Annotated in this window: 15 protein-coding genes and 1 pseudogene; 2 read left to right on the top strand and 14 right to left on the bottom strand. The window is 66.0% G+C overall.

Translation table 11 applies throughout. The annotated features are described in order from the left end of the window. Window positions 1-3: 3 nt before the first annotated feature. The 13 genes and pseudogenes from NV1_RS03225 to NV1_RS46685 form a co-directional block, all read right to left on the bottom strand. Entirely contained in the window at window positions 4-1,524 is a 1,521-nt protein-coding gene (locus tag NV1_RS03225) for a hypothetical protein (RefSeq protein ID WP_067885302.1), read from the bottom strand. A 23-nt stretch (window positions 1,525-1,547) separates the two neighbouring features. Further along, a complete protein-coding gene (locus tag NV1_RS03220) occupies window positions 1,548-2,231 on the bottom strand; it encodes a DUF8175 domain-containg protein (protein WP_067885300.1) in 684 nt (227 codons plus the stop codon). Between the two features lie 186 nt (window positions 2,232-2,417). Continuing rightward, complete coding sequence (locus NV1_RS43180; RefSeq protein WP_157116478.1) at window positions 2,418-2,921, bottom strand: hypothetical protein; 504 nt, start codon at window positions 2,919-2,921, stop codon at window positions 2,418-2,420. Between the two features lie 11 nt (window positions 2,922-2,932). Beyond that, window positions 2,933-3,229: a hypothetical protein gene (locus NV1_RS03210; protein ID WP_067885298.1), complete on the bottom strand. Its 297-nt coding sequence runs from the start codon at window positions 3,227-3,229 to the stop codon at window positions 2,933-2,935. Window positions 3,230-3,256: 27 nt separating this feature from the next. Continuing rightward, complete coding sequence (locus tag NV1_RS03205; RefSeq protein ID WP_067885296.1) at window positions 3,257-3,772, bottom strand: hypothetical protein; 516 nt, start codon at window positions 3,770-3,772, stop codon at window positions 3,257-3,259. Further along, window positions 3,769-4,185 (bottom strand): hypothetical protein, encoded by a 417-nt coding sequence (locus NV1_RS03200; RefSeq protein ID WP_157116477.1) that lies wholly within the window; start codon window positions 4,183-4,185, stop codon window positions 3,769-3,771. The genes NV1_RS03205 and NV1_RS03200 overlap by 4 nt, the downstream gene beginning before the upstream one ends. Window positions 4,186-4,391: 206 nt before the next feature. Next, window positions 4,392-5,426: a C40 family peptidase gene (locus tag NV1_RS03195; RefSeq protein ID WP_084525071.1), complete on the bottom strand. Its 1,035-nt coding sequence runs from the start codon at window positions 5,424-5,426 to the stop codon at window positions 4,392-4,394. A 196-nt stretch (window positions 5,427-5,622) separates the two neighbouring features. Beyond that, entirely contained in the window at window positions 5,623-6,645 is a 1,023-nt protein-coding gene (locus tag NV1_RS03190; RefSeq protein WP_157116475.1) for a hypothetical protein, read from the bottom strand. A 430-nt stretch (window positions 6,646-7,075) separates the two neighbouring features. Further along, window positions 7,076-7,462 carry a hypothetical protein gene (locus NV1_RS03185; protein ID WP_157116473.1) on the bottom strand — a complete coding sequence of 129 codons (387 nt, stop codon included), beginning with the start codon at window positions 7,460-7,462 and terminating at the stop codon, window positions 7,076-7,078. A 220-nt stretch (window positions 7,463-7,682) separates the two neighbouring features. Then, complete coding sequence (locus NV1_RS03180) at window positions 7,683-8,750, bottom strand: acyl-CoA thioesterase (RefSeq protein WP_307627950.1); 1,068 nt, start codon at window positions 8,748-8,750, stop codon at window positions 7,683-7,685. Window positions 8,751-8,753: 3 nt separating this feature from the next. Beyond that, window positions 8,754-10,682 carry an MFS transporter gene (locus NV1_RS03175; protein WP_067885284.1) on the bottom strand — a complete coding sequence of 643 codons (1,929 nt, stop codon included), beginning with the start codon at window positions 10,680-10,682 and terminating at the stop codon, window positions 8,754-8,756. A 124-nt stretch (window positions 10,683-10,806) separates the two neighbouring features. Beyond that, complete coding sequence (locus NV1_RS45445; RefSeq protein WP_067885282.1) at window positions 10,807-11,292, bottom strand: hypothetical protein; 486 nt, start codon at window positions 11,290-11,292, stop codon at window positions 10,807-10,809. Between the two features lie 39 nt (window positions 11,293-11,331). After that, window positions 11,332-11,856 (bottom strand): annotated as a pseudogene (locus NV1_RS46685) (cutinase family protein); the annotation flags it as partial. Window positions 11,857-12,669: 813 nt separating this feature from the next. On the opposite strand from NV1_RS46685, the gene NV1_RS03165 reads away from it, so the two are divergent. Next, window positions 12,670-13,470, top strand: coding sequence for a helix-turn-helix domain-containing protein (locus NV1_RS03165; RefSeq protein WP_067885280.1), 801 nt, complete (start codon window positions 12,670-12,672; stop codon window positions 13,468-13,470). Continuing rightward, window positions 13,457-13,876, top strand: coding sequence for a hypothetical protein (locus tag NV1_RS03160; protein ID WP_067885278.1), 420 nt, complete (start codon window positions 13,457-13,459; stop codon window positions 13,874-13,876). The genes NV1_RS03165 and NV1_RS03160 overlap by 14 nt, the downstream gene beginning before the upstream one ends. Before the next feature lie 32 nt (window positions 13,877-13,908). Here the strand turns inward: NV1_RS03160 and NV1_RS03155 are convergent, their stop codons facing one another. Next, complete coding sequence (locus NV1_RS03155; RefSeq protein WP_067885276.1) at window positions 13,909-14,724, bottom strand: DUF6545 domain-containing protein; 816 nt, start codon at window positions 14,722-14,724, stop codon at window positions 13,909-13,911. Window positions 14,725-15,131: the final 407 nt, after the last annotated feature.

Raw genomic sequence — 15,131 nt, 5'->3', positions numbered from 1 at the left:
CGCTCATGGCATGTCCGGGCCGGTGTCGCCGCCGGTCATCTCGTCGCCGACCGACTCAGCGGCCTCCGGTGCCGCAGCGATCGCCTTTTGAGCCCTGATCGCCGCTAACCCGACCCCACCCGTGGCCGCTCCAGCGGCCATCTCCGCATCGGCCGCTCCAGCGGCCGCCGACGACGGTGATCCGTTCTCCAACGCGGCAGGCTCACCACCGCCGAGTTCCTTCTGCGGCGGCGGGTTCACAGCCGTGCCATCGCCACCGGTCAATTGGGGAGTGTTACCCGGCGACGGGTCGGGTTCTGCCTGTCCGCCACTGCCGTTCGCCGCGGCGAAGCTGGCCGGGGTCGCTGGATCACCACCACCGCCGCCACCTCCACCCAGTGACGACGCCAGCAGTGCGCCGCTGCCGATCATGCCTGCGGCCGCCCCCAGCGCACCGGTCCCGCCGGTCACCTGGAACCCCAGGAAGCTGAAGAACTTCATCAGCGTCGGAAGGGCGATCACCGCCATCGCGACCACCATCAGCCCGACGATCAGCGACGTCAGCGACTGGTCTTGTCCGATGAGAGTGAAGCCCAGCGAATAGATGAATGCCGCCAGCGGCTTGTAGAGCACCAACGCGATGCACATGCTCGCCACGCGCGGGAACCACTGCCGTCCCCAACTGCTGAGCTGCCCGGCCGCGGCGATCAAGATCATCGCATAGAGCACGACCAACCCGGCCTGGCGCATGAATCCCATGACCCACTGGATGAAGCCGAGGACCACCGCGATCAGCCCGATCATCAGCACCCCGCCCGGGTTGCCGATCGTTTCCACCCCAAGCATCGACTGCATTCGTTGCCCGAACTGCTCCGCGCCGCCGGTCACCATCTGGCGGGCGAAATCGTCACCGGCGTGGACCGCGCCGGTGAGTACCACCAGAGCCAGCGACGAGATCAGCAGATACCGCACCCCGTACATGACCATCTCGGCGGCGGGCTGGGTGCGCCGCGAGATCATCATCGCGATCGAAGAGCCCAAGATTCCAGCCATCATGATCAACCCGACCACCTGTTGCACCGGTTCCTTACCCGCCATGGACTGCGCGTAGGACAACGAGATGGAGTCCTGTTTGATCCACCAGGTCATCGATTGCGTCAGCAGGTCGCCCGCGAACTTGCCAATCGACTCGGCCGCTTGCGCGAACGCTGTAGAGACCGAGCTGCCAACCTCGTCACCCACCGCGTGCAACGGGTTGAGGTCGGTGTAAGTCTTGCCCCGCATCTGCACCAGGAAGGGCGAGTTGTCATCGGGATAGCGGACGCCTGCCGCATCGGGGGTCGTCGAGCACGTGGGGAATGTGGGGTGGGCGGAGCAGGAGATGACGCCGTCGCTGTCGCGCCATGACCGCTGTTCGGGTGTCAGGTCCGACAGTCGTGTCGGTGCTGGCCGCGGGGGCGCGGACGGCGGTGCCGGAGGTCCGGCGTGCGCTGATCCGGCCGCGCCGGTCACCGCGAGGACAGCCAGCACCAGCCCGACCAGCACGGTGCAGGCGGTGCGGTGCAGGGCTACTGCAAAGGGGTGAACCCGCTCAGGCTGGTGGAGTTCGGCAACGGATCCAGCCCAGACTGCGGCTGGTACTGCCAGCCGTCCTGAGTCCACACCACGGCGCGGGCCTGGAAGTCGTAGCCACCCTGGCTTGAGGGGACCGCGAAGTAGATCGCCGCGAATGTCGGTGCCCAGTAGTCGAATCGGTAAGCCACCGGCGGGGCGAACGCCGCAGCCAGCTGGTCTGCGCTGAACTGGCGAACCTGAGCGATGTCGCCGCGAATCTGCTGCTGCACGTCGAGCGGGGCATGCACCCGCGAGAGCAAGTCCTCGGTGTCTGGGTCGGTCAGCAGCCGTGTCGACAGCTGCCAGGCCGCCAACACTGCTCCCTGCGGAGTGTCGGAAAACCCGATCGGCTGCGGCCCGTCCATACCGGTCGGTCCGTCGGATGCACTGAACGGCAATCGAACCCCGTTGACCAGCTTCCACTCCAAACCCGCCGGAGCCTGCTGCGTCGGGCGCGTGGTCGAACTCGTCGGAATCGAAGAGGACCGCACGCCGCCGACGCTCGACAGGCTGGAGGTCCGTCCACCCGACACCGTCCATGCGATCAGCCCGATCACGATCACACCACCCACAATCGCGACCATCAGCCACACGCGCCGTCGCGGCCGCTGATCCCGGAACTCGCGATTCTTGGACATCGCCGGTCTCCCCTCCGTGCGTGGTGCGACACCCCGATTCGGGAACGTCGCTATCGACTCTCATTTCGAGGCGGTCGGTCAGTGCGGTCGACCACTCTCGCGACTTCCCACCCCGACACGCGTTGGCAGCCGAAAAGAGCACTCGCGCCGTGGAATTCGTACTGTCGGTCATGACCCTATCTCCCGTCACAACACCATCGACAGGATGGTGGCGGCGCTGCCAGAGATGACGGTCGCCAACAACACGGCCGGCAGCGACTCCAACGCGCGGCGGGATTGTTCGCTGCGCCAGCGCAACCCGACCATGAGCATTGCCGCGATAGTCAGCAGCCCCAGGACTCCGGCGATGATGGCCGCGGTGCGCATCCACCCAAGGACGTCGGTGACGAACGAGTCCATGTCGGATGGCGCGTCTGCAGGATCACCACCGAACCGATTCCAGTCCGGTGCACCGGTTTTCGCCGGTTTTATCGGCACCTCGCTCGCACCGCTTCCGGTTTTGTTGTCAGGCAGCTGCGGAGATGGCAGTTGCGCATGTGACGTCGGCAGCACGCTACCCGGTGGTGTAATCCCTGGCCGTGGGATCGCTGGTGGGGTAATCCCTGGCACCGGAGGCAGCGTCGGCTGTGCCTGCGCTGCACCAACTGTCGCGATCGCGGTCAACCCCGTCGCCAACATGACCGCGGCCATCTGTCGCGCGGTCACTGGAATGCCTGGATCAGGGCGGCCGCGCCGCCAGTGAGCACGACTCCGAGCACAACGAATGGCAAGTGCCCGAGCGCGTTCTTGGCGGTGTCTGACCGTCCGCGCAGGCCGATGAACAGCATTCCGGCGACGGCCAGGGTTCCGAGCACGGCTAAGCCCAATGCCAGGGTCTTGGCCCAGCTGATCACGTCGTCGAGCCGGTCGCCGAGCTTGCCGGGCAGTGGCTTGGGCGGGGGATCTGGCACTGATACCTGTTGGGCCAGAGTGTCGACCAGATGCCACAGCATCGACATGGGGATTCTCCTTCGTTGTCGATCCAGTCACGACTCCGTCCTCCTAGTCGGGCTGTGTGGGGTCGTGGAATGTGAGTCGCCGCGTCGCGCCGACATCGCCTCAATGAGCGCGGTGATCAGGTCCTGGCGGAATCGCCGCGCGGCCGCAGCCCACTTCTCGCCGGCCACAACGCTGGTGGCCAGCAGCTCCCAGGGGTTGTCGCTGGCCGCCAGCGGCGGGCACCACGCCAGCTCCAGGACCGGCACGTCGAGATTGGCCCGGGCCATCGCCAGCCGCTGCCGCACCGCTGCGGGCCATCGGTCGCCGCTGTCGGCTACCGCCGCCAGCACCGGGACATCGGCCATTCGGCCTGCGGTACCGATCGCCCACCCCACCGCCACCGCTGTCGTGCGGGTCACCAACACGTCGACCTGCTGCGAGCCGTCGGCCGCGATAACTCCGACGTCGCGACCGCCGATCAGGTAGGCCACCGTGGTTGTACCCGCGCCGCCACAGATCCCGCCGACCTCTGGCGTTCGCCACTGCATTTCGGGCGCGCTCATCGTGCTCTCACATCCGCGACCTCCCACCGGGCGCCGTCGCGGGTCAGGCCGACCGCTACCACGAGTCGTCTGTCCGGCAGCACCCCGTTCGGCGTGACCAGGTGTTCGGTCACCTCCAACAGCCGATCGGCCCGCGTCGCGCTGTCAGGCGGGCCAGTCTCGGCGGCCGGGCGCACATCGGCGGCCTCGACAGTGATCGCGGCCCGCTGGGCAGTCAGCGCCAGCCAGTCCGCCCCGGGTCCCGTCATCGGCGGGAAGTCCCGGATGGCCAGGCAGTAAGGCGGGGTGAGTAGCGGGCACGCTCGAAGTCGCGCATCGTGTTGTGACGAATCGACTCTGGTGTCGGCGGTGAACCAGATACGGACTGCTACCGCGGCTACGGCCGACGCATCGGATCGGTTGACCTCAGCCATGTCCGGCGGCAAGGTGCTGGGAGTCGGTAGCGAGGTCGATCCGAACCCCACGCGACTGGCTGTCGGAGGGGTTGTGAACGATGTTTCGACACCGGGCACCCGAGCTGCTGGTGACGCACACCCGGCACTAACCGTGATCGCGGCCGCAACCAGAGACACAACAGCGGCCCACCGCACGGGTGCGGCGCCGACTACGGAGAATGGACTCATCCGAACCTCCGCACATCGACCGCGCCCATTGACGCCAGCGGGGCCCGCGAGACCACACCGCCGGACTCGGGTGCCTGAACAATCTGTCCGCCGCCGATGTAAATCGCCTCATGGTCAGGGTTTCCACCGGCGGGGAACACGATGTCCCCCGGCTGTATCTGGTCGAGCGGGATTGTTTGGCCGCGTGGGTCGTTGAGCTGGTCGACGGTGTAGTGCGGCAGCACGATCCGGCCGCCGGAGGCCTCCGCGACCGCGTAGACGGCCAATCCGGAGCAGTCGAAACCGATTTTGTTGTAGTCGCCGTAGGAGTCGGCGACACCGCCGTCGCGGTGTCCTTGTGTCGGGCCGGATGCGTCGCCGCCGCCCCAGGCATAGGGCTCGCCTTGCTGCGCCGAGGCTGCCGCGACGACTGTGGACCCGAAACCTGTTGCGCCCCAGTCGCTGACATCGGCCGACAGTGTCAGGTCGGTGTATTTGGACATGCGCGCCTTCACGGCCGGTACGTAGTCGTCGGTCTCGCCGTTGCCGACTTGCGGGCCGCCCGCGGCCAGTACACAGCCGTAGCCGCAGTTGTAGGCCGCCAGGATGATGTCGGTGATGTCGCCGTGGATGCGGCCGGACGCCAAGTCTTGCTCGGCGCGGGCGGCGGTGCGGCAGTCGTAGGTCGCCTGTGCCATGATCGCGTCGGCGGGGTCGAACGGCGAGGCCGTGCCGTTGCCGTCGGCGTCGACTGCGACCGAGGGCCAGTTCCCGGGCATGAATTGGCTCAATCCCTGCGCCCCGGCTTTCGATACCGCGTCGGGGTTCCAGTTGGACTCCTGCTCGATCTGTGCGGCGATCAGTGGCGCGGATACCTGCGGGCACACCGTGGCGGCCTGGCGGACCCATCGCTCGTACTGCGGCGGGACACTATGGGGCGCCAATGTGCTCTGCCCGGACGTTCCTGTGCCGGTGGCTCCGGAGAGCATGAACATCAGAACCAGCACTGGGACCACCACCACGACAGCCAGGACCGCACCCGGGCCAACCATCCACATCCGCACCGCGAGGCCACCGTCCCCGCCTACGTTCGATCCGCGGTATCGCCGCCCGAGGTCGCGAACAATCGAATCCGCGGCGTCAGTGCGCTGACCGCTGGCTGATGCGCCGCTCGGTTCTGGGATGTGGCCGCCGCCACGAACAGCAGTCCGACCTGCCTCGGGACGTCTCGGGCCAGGACAGCCGGACTCACCCCAACACCGCCTGGGCGGCGGCCAGCGCGTTGTTGGCCGCACCAGCCAGTGGACCCAACTCTTGGGGCGTGAAGGGCGGGTGGTGGCCAACGACATCCGCGACCGCGTTGGTTACCGCGGCGGTGGCGGGTGCCGTCTTCGCTGCGGCCACTACGTTGTGGGCCGCTGTGCCGACTGCCGCACTGACCTGCGCGGCACCGGGTACGGCTCCGAGTGCAGCTCCGGCTGCCGCGCCGGCGCTCGCGACAGTATCGAGTACCTGCTCCCCACCGGGCTGTGTCTGTACCCAGTGCACGGCCTGTTCTGCCGCGTCCACACCGTTATCAGTGACCTGCTGCACCTGGGCGTGCACGTCCGGTGCCGGAGCTGGGCGCGGAGCGGGTGCCGGACGCGGGGGCGGTGGGGTGTCGGAGCCGTCACCGGCGGTAGCCAGTACTGCTGCGCCCCCGGTGACGATGGCGGTGGTGGTGCCGCCGATTACGGCTACGGGGATTCCGGCCACGACCGCGCCGGCGACCGCGCCGATCGCGGTTCCGGCGACCCCGGAGGTCACCGTTCCCAGCACCGGCACCGGCACGAGGGTGCCGAGCCCGGCGCCCACGATGCCGCCGATCGTGCTGCCGATCAGTGCCCCGGCGATGGCCGCTGGGATGCCCATCACCAGTGCGCCAGCACCGAATCCTGCACCGGCGCACAGCACGCCGGCTGTTGCCATGCGATCCGACCTCGACGGATCGAAGCCGACTGAATCGAAGAACGTGTTGGTATTGCGCTGCCATGAGGCCAGATACGAGTTGATCTTCCAAGCCAGATCCGCAGGAATCTGTGGTGGCCGTGGGAACCGCACCGCACCGACGCCGATGTAATCCGCTGGCGGCGGCACGACCACCTTCGAAGGCGGCACCGACGCGGGCGCGTGCAATCGCGAAAGATCCTCACCCAGTGTCGTTTTCGGTCGGCTCGACGGCGTGGGCGGCGTTCGGTAGTCCGTCGGCGCATAGGTCGGCGGATCGGGCACGGAGTCACCCGCCAGAGTGTGGTCCGGCGGCCGCGGTGGTGGTGCCGGAGCTGGTGTGGACACTCCAGGCTGCTCCTGCAGCGCCGGAGTCACCCCCGGCTGCTGCGTACTTCCGGACACCCCTGGCTGGTCGGTCACGGCAGAGGCCGGACCGCTCCCGAGGGCTGCTGTCGCCGGTAAGGCCACTGCCAGCACGCACACCGCTGTCCTGCGAAGTCGGGTCATGTCTACTTCCCTCGCCCTGTTCTGGTCGCGCCCCTCGCTGTTGACGCCGCGATCTGCGACGATGTGGAGCAGTTGGGGAGTTGCATCCCGGAGGTCCGTGCAGAGACACGGCCGAACATGAATTCCTCGATATCTGCCGATCGCAGCTCAGCGGTCGTGTTGAGTTCGCCGAACTTGGCTCCGACCACAACCTGAGGCTGCGCTGTCATCGGAGCCGTCCCATGAAGCGACCAACGATGCCGTCGCGAGGGCCGGTCAGCGACAGGTCGATCCACCGCCGCCCATCGTTGAGGGCGGTCACATGGACAACGCTGCTGACGATGACGCCATTGGCGGCCAACACTTTTCGCGTCTCGTCCGCCTTTAGGATCAGACGACCGGCGACCTTGAATGATCCGACTATGATCAATACCGCTTGATCAGCCTGCGCCGCCGCAGCGGCAGCACCGGCAGCACCGGCATTGTCAACGTCCAGGTGAAGCACGCCCACCACTTGCTGCTCCCGCAACAGCACCAGCACCAGCCCCCTTCCCGCCGAAGCGAGCACACGGGCGGCCTGCACCGAGATCGGTAGCGCGCGTTCGTTGCTCACCGCGGCCACCGCCTGTCCACGCAACGGTCAAAAGACGGCCGGAGCCACGGATGGAATATTGAAAGTCCTTGTTCTGCAACATAATTAGGATCGCAACCGCTTGCATGCTCACCGTGCTGACGAGGCAGTAGTCCGTGGTGGAGGCGGTAGATCCCGACGCCGGTCGTGACCGTCGCAATCGGCCCGACCATCGCAGTAAGCGCCGCGAACATGTTGTGGTTCACAGGTTCTCGCCTGTGGCGGTGGCGCCCTGTTCGCTCTCACTCCGGTCGGCGATCGTCGCGCCAGGTAAGCCGTCCAGGTGCCTCCGCAGACTCGCGATACCCCAGGCATCAACTTTCCGAGAGTCCTGTTCGCTGGCCGAGACGCCGCCACGAGTATCGCGGGCGGCGCTCACAACCTTGTCGCGTTGGGGGTAGGCCAGCACTACGTCTTCCTGGCTGATGCTGGCGACCTGATCCCCGCTGCGGCTATGGAACCACCCGGTGACCAGCGCACGACTACCAGCCGCGGTCGGCGATGTCGTCGTGTAGAGAGTCCAGTCGTCCAGTCGCGGCGGCCGATGGATCCACAGGGAGTGGTTCAGGGTTGCCGGCACGATACGGTCCACACCCCATGCGAGCCCGTGGGTGGTGATGATCGAATCCAGCGGTGTCATGTCACTGGCCCACGCCAGCACGGCGGCATGAGTGAGCGGGTCGTCCGGCAACGGGCCATCGGCACGCATCCACGCACGACAAACGTCGGTTTTGCGGCCTTGCCGCTGCAGTTCCCAGGGTGTCGCATCGGTGTAGCGGATGTCGATCGGATGCAAGCTCTTGACGAACATCTGCAGCCGTTCTTCGCGCCCGGCAAACGATTCGGTCACCCGCTCCAGGTCTTCCGGAGGCGGCACGGGCGGCATCACCACCGAGTGTTCAAGCCCTTGACGAAAGGACTGGAATCCGGCAAGCACCACAGCGAGGACATCCTCGCCCTGGCGGGCGGTAACGAGCCGATCGGCGAGAGTGCGCTCATCACGTAACCGCTCGACGACGTACTTGATCGGCGTGTGAACATCTCCGGGCCGAATGAACTGGATGTGGAGCGCATGCAGCGGCCGCTTGCGATAGGGGATGACGGTGCGCCCGGCTGCGACGGCGGCCTGCGCGAGCAGTTGGCCGCCGAAAGTGCGCTGCCAGACTTTGTGCGGGTGTCCGCCTACGAAGGTGTCGTCACCGACCACGTCAAGGTTCAGGACATCGAGCATGGCTTCGAAATCGGTTGTACTGCTGGGTAGTTGCGGCACTCTTCACTTCTCCGATCTGGCAGGCGAGGGCGGTGCGACGGGATGCGGGCCGCGGGGTGGCCGATCATGTTTCGCCGGCCGGACTTGCGAAGATGTCGGGAGCCGGATGGCCACCGCGAGGAGTGCTGCGACGAGCACCACCACGGCGGTCACCGCGAACAGTCGATGGATCGACTCGACGTACTCGAGATGATTGGCGTCAGAGGCGAGCATGGCCGCAAGAACCGCGACGCCGAGCGCTGAACCGGCTTGGCGGCTGGCCAGTCCCATACCCAGGCCGGTGCTGATGTCGGACGTGGGCACGGTCGCTGCCGTGATGATCGAGAGCGCGGTGACGGTGACTCCGACTCCAACTCCCAATACAGCAGCGAGCGGCCACCACAGCGGCAGATCCCTTGTTGTGCTGAATGTTTGGCTCGCACAGACAGCGCAAACCGCAGCAACCGCTACCATCCCGCCTGCGCACATCCATCCGGCCCGGCGTGCGACTGCGCCGCGCCCGCATATCCCCGCGGAGGCCATCGCGACGAACCCGATTACGCCGATGCAACCTGCGGTCTGTAGCAATGTCAGCCGCCAAATCTGTTGCAAGAAAACGGGAATCGCGAGAAGGAAAACACCCATCACGAATCCCAACCCGGTGTTGACCACGGTCGACAGGGCGTACGGCGCCGATCTCCACAGTCGCACTGGCAGCGCGGGCCGCGCATGAGTGTGGCCGCGCGAGCAGGCAAGCCCGCAGCCCGCCACTCCGGCAACGATCAGCACGATGACGGGCAGGCTGGTCATCCCTCCCCACTCGTGCCCTTGCGTAAGCGCCGCCACCAGCGCGGCGATGCCAGCGCACAATGCCGCGACCCCGATCAAGTCAGGTTGCCCGCGCCGCCGGCCAGGAGCGCGCGGCAGGACCATCACACCGAGCGGGAGCAGAACCACGCTCACCGGCACGTTGATCAGGAAGATTGCTCGCCATCCCGACAATGAGACGAGTGCCGCGCCGACCGCCGGACCAATCGCGGCTGCCAATGCGCCGGTGGCCGCCCAGGCGCCGATCGCGCTCGCGGCACGGTCCGCGGGGACGCTCGCCAGCAACGCGCCCAACGCGGCGGGCAGCACCAACGCGGCCGTTGCGCCCTGTCCGATCCTTCCCGCAATCAGCACATCGGCGGTCGGTGCGAGCGCACACACCAGCGACGTAACGGCGAATCCGGTGACCCCCCACAGCAGCACCCGCCTATGACCGAAGGTGTCAGCCCATCGTCCAGCGGCGGTGAGTAGAGCGGCGAAGGCCACTGCGTATCCGCTGATAACCCACGTCAGTTGAGAACCCGGCGAGGGAAACTGCGCGGCCATCGAGCTGTAGGTCATGTTCACGATCGCTGTGTCCAGAAAGCCCATAAACGTTGCGACACAGGCGATCGCCAGAATCCCGGCTTTGCGCGGCGTTCGCGTCCGGTTTGCACTACGCGACCAGAGCACCTCGTACACCAGCTGCCCATCTGCAGGGATCAGCTCCGGATGTTCGGCGGACAGTCGGCGCATGGTTGCGGCACCAGGATCGACGCCGACAGTGCGTGGGTCGATCGGATACTCCTCCTGTACCGCGAGGAGCTCGCCGAATTCCTTTTGGTAGAGAGCCCGATCAGGATGTGCCTCACGGAAGGCGGGACTGGCGCGCCATGCTCGAAAGTCTTCGATCGCGTTCCACACGGTGATCGAGGCGAACACCGCAGGTTCCGAGCTCGCGACCCGTACGAGCTGGAATTCTCGTAGCCCGGCGACTCCGTCGAGTGTGCTGAGCGCGGCGCGGAAGGAGTCCCTGATCCACGTCGCGAGGGACGCCGGTCCGCTGATGATGTTTACCACCATCACCCCGGTGCTCGGCAGCTCGGGAAGCGGGCGTGCTGTCGGCGGTCTGTTCGTCGGGGTCATCGCTGACCTCCGGTCAGGCCATGCGGCGTATCCGAAAGTCGTTGTGGGGCTTGTGACTTTGCTGTGGACCCAAACTGTGGTGTGCAGGCGATAATGCATCGGGCCACCAGCGTGCGGACGGCCCTCATCGGTGTGCGCCCGGGGTGATGTCGTGGGAGATCGCGGCGAACCAGTTTCCAGCCTGTTGCGCAGCGCCGTCGGTGCCGTATCCGGTGTGGGTGCCCACGACACCTGCGTAGCGGGCCAGAACCACGGGGTTGAGGAGGTCTGCGTTAGCTGCCAGATTGGCGCCGACCGCCGAGCCGACCTGCGCAACCAACGCCGGAATCTGGCGAAGCGGGTCGGCGGCAATCGCTGCCCCGGCTCGGGCTATTTTGTCCGATGCCTGCTGTGCCTGTTGTGTCGTGGGGACCGGCGTGCGTGGGTCTGCAGCCTCGGCCAATCGTTGAGAGACTGTTTGTCCGGGGCGATAATTGACCTGGCCGGTGTTGTCGATCTGTATGTCGTCGAGCACGACGTGGGTGCTCGTCGTGGCCGCGGTTGTCGCCCAGGATGCTCCGAGAGACTGCACCGCAGCGATCGGATCGCGCAGATCCGATCGTGCGGCCAACTCTGCGGCCGTTCGTAACGCTTCGGCATGGTCCGGTGCATCGCAACTGAGGTCACCGGGCGAGCAGAATTCGCCGACTCTCCCAGCGAGCTGACCGAATCCTGCTGTGTCCGGGTCTATTCCACCGCTTCCGGGAACCGGAGCCAGGCGAATGCGAGAGGTCGCGGCACCGTCGGTACTCGGTGCCGGGTCCGGAACTATTTGGCCGGGACGTCCCGGAAAGGCTTCTGCGCCATGTGGTCTCGTCCAGTCCGACAATGCGGCGACTCCGGCAATCCGGTTCGGGTCTACCGGCCCGTTCCCCGCCCCGACCTGCCGTGCGAACTCAGTAGCGACGCCTCCGCCTTGGGAAAACCCAACAACGCCAATCTTGGTGTGAGGGCAGCGTGTTGCGATCTCGCCGGCGGTCGCGTTCAGGCGGTTCTGGGCGTTGGTCGCTGACTGGGCGAAGGTTTCGATGCCAGGTCCGGTCCCCGGCGCTCCGCCGAAAGCCGCGGGATACGGGATCGTGAGGTGCTGGACATTTACACCTTGCGCGAGCGGGCCGTATACCCGACCGAGCATCCCTGTATCGGCGAAAGGGTCTGCGCTAGAGCTAGATTCGGTAGTTCCCGGAACACCGAGCACGTACAGCCCCGGGCAAGGGCCGGGCGGGATGGGGACGGCGTCTTCTTCGGCCGCGGCGGTTCCTGCCACTGCCATGACCGCCGCGGTGCAGGCCGCGGCGCCCCATACTGTACGAAGAGACCTTCGGCGACGACACTTTGCGACGTTGCGCTGAGACAGTTCGTCGGTGACGGCGGAGCGTGGCAACACGTGTCCTCACTGGATAGGCGTGCCCAGGCGATGCTCGCTCGTTGCTGCTGCTGCCAGAATCCGGCCCACACCAGCGTCACCTTGTCGGCAAAATCACTGGGCACCAAGGATTTTCAGAGGATCAAACGTGATGAAGCACACGCTCGGAAAGAGAGTGCAGGTCAATACCCGCGAAATTGAGATCCGGCCCTCGCGGCGCGTGGGGGGAAGGACACCACGAGGGCCGGTCTCCGAACCTGTCGCAGTTCCGCAGGGGGTTACGGAATCGGAATATACGACAGGACGAGTTCGCCGACATGGACGACACTGATCAGCGCATCCACAACAGTTTCCCCTAGCCAGACGATGGTCGCAGGGTCCACGGTTCCCCTCCCTTCGGGTGTCAGTGCCGGATACGGACCGCTGTCGGTTCGACGCCGGGCAATCTCCGGCTGCGTACGTTCGACGAGACGAATACTAACCATAAAACTATCCACACACAACCAGATTGGTAAGTTTATAGCGGCAGTTTGGTGCTTTGGCCGGGTAGGTCGTGGATGCTTTGGCTGCTACAGTTGCGAGATGGACAAGCGTGGGGATCAGAACGCTGCCGACAACGCACCACAACCTTCCGGAGGTTTATCGTCGCCGCCGGGTGACGGTGGCTCGGCCAGCACGCCGGCGATTCCGGAGGACGAAGCCCACCGCAACGGCCAGATCTTGAAAGATCGCCGAGAGCAGCGAGGGCTCACACTGCGGGCGGCCGCCAAGCTCGCCGGGATGACACATCCGAGCCTGAGCCGCATCGAGTCCGGTGCTTCGGTTCCGCGGGCCAGCAACTACCGACAACTCGATCGCGCCTACGGATACACCGATGACTCCGTGAAGGGCCTGTACCAGAGCGGACAGGCGCCGACGCCGATCGAGACCATAGCTCCAGCGGATCAACCTGGTGTTCTTAAGGATCCGCCCCGCGTTCCCACCGACGTATTCCCAGTCCTGCTGCCGCTGCAGAGCATGCTCGACCTCATCCAGGCCGACCAAGCCTTGGCGGCCAAGGTTCAGAACATTGACGATCCCGAACTCCTGGCAGTGCGGGAGACGATCGGTCGCTGCACCGATCGCCTGCTGCGCGCCTGGACATTGGCCCAGGTCGAGGGCCGACGAGCGGCCGGAGTCGTCGCCGACCCCTTCGTCGCGACGCTGCTCGCCGTTCAGCTTGCTCGCAAACCGATCGCGCCGGACGAGCACGACATGGAAGAACTGACATACCTGCGCTGGTTACTCGGACACGAAAACGATCTGTCCGCCGAGGACCAAACCCGCTTTTCAGAGTTGTTCACCACGCGCATTGCCCAAAGGAGACCGAATGCTGACGCTTGAAGTCAAGATCAACAGATTGTTCGAGTTGGGGCACAATCGCGATCAGCCGGAGCGGTCAGTCGACGAGGTAGCGACTGCGGTGTCGCAGCGAACAGACGAGTTCATCGATCCACTCGTTATCGCCGAAGCGCGTGCCGGGCAACGACTTTCGCTCGCCCCAGAGGTCGCCGCAGCGCTTTGCGCGGAGTTCGGAGTTCCGGGCCTTTATCTGTCCTCCTCGGAGAGCGACAGTTCGGAGGTCACCCGGCTCGATCTGCTGGTCCAGCTATGGATCTTGATCCGGGACCGGGATGGGCATCTGGCTGCCCGTGGTGTTCACGACTTGGACATCGAGACCATCGAAGCGATGATCGCCATGATCGAGAACGGCGAATCCATCTCGGCTGCTCCGGCGGAAAGTGCCTGACATTCCGCCGGAGCGTAGCCGCCGCTACCGGGTTAACGAACGCCCTTCCGCCCCTTGCGCATCCAGGCTCTCGCGATATCCAGGACCACGCGCTCGTCACTCGGCCACTGCGGGCTGAACCCCAATGCCGAAGCCGGGGCCTCGACTCCACCACCGACGAGGGCGTCAGCAATCGACGTCACCCAGCCCTCGACGCTGCCGTCCCCCGGGGGAATGAGCACCGAAGCGAGCGTCATCACCGCATCCTCCATCTCGATGAGCATCCTGTGCACCGCAACCGCCGGCGACCGCAGCGACAGGGCGTCACACAGCCGGACCGCGGGAGCCGCTTGAGTCAATGCCTCCCACAGCGGTGCCAGGACCTGCACTCGTCGTTTCGCGCCCCGCCGCACAATCGCCGCGGGAACACACGAAGCCCCGGCCGGCCAGAGGCGAATCACCTCGTGACTCATCACCGCCAGGTGCGTCCCGACGATCTCGGCCTGCACCTCGGACTCGGAGTCCAGCGCCTGCCGCTGTACAACCGCACCGATCTTGGCCAAGTCCAGCCCGCGCGTGAAGAGGCCGGTGCCGACGGCGAATTTGTTGTCGCCCAGATGATCACAGAGCAGGTGCGCGAACTCGTGCATGATCTGCTGCGACTTGTGCCGGTCCGAACGTCGCTCGTCGAACCGCACGATCACTCGACCACCGACCACCACCAAGGCCGCGCACTTCGGTGGTGCGGCACCGTCCACGCGCCATGGCGCTACTCGGACCTCCAGCCCTGTCGCCGCACCGAACCAACCGCAGAACTGAGCGATCGTCCACGGCGCCGCCAGCGGCACCGCGGCGAAGATGGCTCGCACAATCTCCCTCGAATAGCACTCGAGGTTTACGGATGGCCATGGTGCGGACTCCCCGATAACAGGCGCTACAGATTCCTGGCCGACGCCGGGCCGGCCTCCCGTCTCGCGCCCCAAGTCCCAATTATCGAAAGGTCCGCCGAGCGAGGGCACGCTCTTGCCACCCGACGGAACCGATCTGCAGGCGGCATCACCCCTGGGCCGCCCAGGCCGCCCACGGCACTGGTCCCCAGGCCGATCATCGCGCTGCCGCCGCTGCGGCCCCTTGCCATCTCCATCGCTGATGAACATGACCGTTCCTCTCCCCCGAGCACCCGATACATGTGTCGACACTGCTGACTTGATCTCGAAAGTAAGACCGCTACCGAACGTCTTTGTCCGCTCTGCGAAGCGGCGGACCGCGACTGCGG

Source organism: Nocardia vaccinii NBRC 15922, from assembly GCF_001613305.1.
GTDB lineage: Bacteria > Actinomycetota > Actinomycetes > Mycobacteriales > Mycobacteriaceae > Nocardia > Nocardia vaccinii.
The sequence above is the reverse complement of the archived record's forward strand: the minus strand, read 5'-3'. Positions and strand labels throughout refer to the sequence as shown.

Bases quoted from the DNA above. Each gene is read 5' to 3' on its own strand.
- NV1_RS03220 (WP_067885300.1), bottom strand. From the start codon at position 2,231: ATGTCCAAGAATCGCGAGTTCCGGGATCAGCGGCCGCGACGGCGCGTG.
- NV1_RS43180 (WP_157116478.1), bottom strand. From the start codon at position 2,921: ATGGCCGCGGTCATGTTGGCGACGGGGTTGACCGCGATCGCGACAGTT.
- NV1_RS03210 (WP_067885298.1), bottom strand. From the start codon at position 3,229: ATGTCGATGCTGTGGCATCTGGTCGACACTCTGGCCCAACAGGTATCA.
- NV1_RS03205 (WP_067885296.1), bottom strand. From the start codon at position 3,772: ATGAGCGCGCCCGAAATGCAGTGGCGAACGCCAGAGGTCGGCGGGATC.
- NV1_RS03200 (WP_157116477.1), bottom strand. From the start codon at position 4,185: ATGGCTGAGGTCAACCGATCCGATGCGTCGGCCGTAGCCGCGGTAGCA.
- NV1_RS03195 (WP_084525071.1), bottom strand. From the start codon at position 5,426: ATGGTTGGCCCGGGTGCGGTCCTGGCTGTCGTGGTGGTGGTCCCAGTG.
- NV1_RS03175 (WP_067885284.1), bottom strand. From the start codon at position 10,682: ATGACCCCGACGAACAGACCGCCGACAGCACGCCCGCTTCCCGAGCTG.
- NV1_RS03165 (WP_067885280.1), top strand. From the start codon at position 12,670: ATGGACAAGCGTGGGGATCAGAACGCTGCCGACAACGCACCACAACCT.
- NV1_RS03160 (WP_067885278.1), top strand. From the start codon at position 13,457: ATGCTGACGCTTGAAGTCAAGATCAACAGATTGTTCGAGTTGGGGCAC.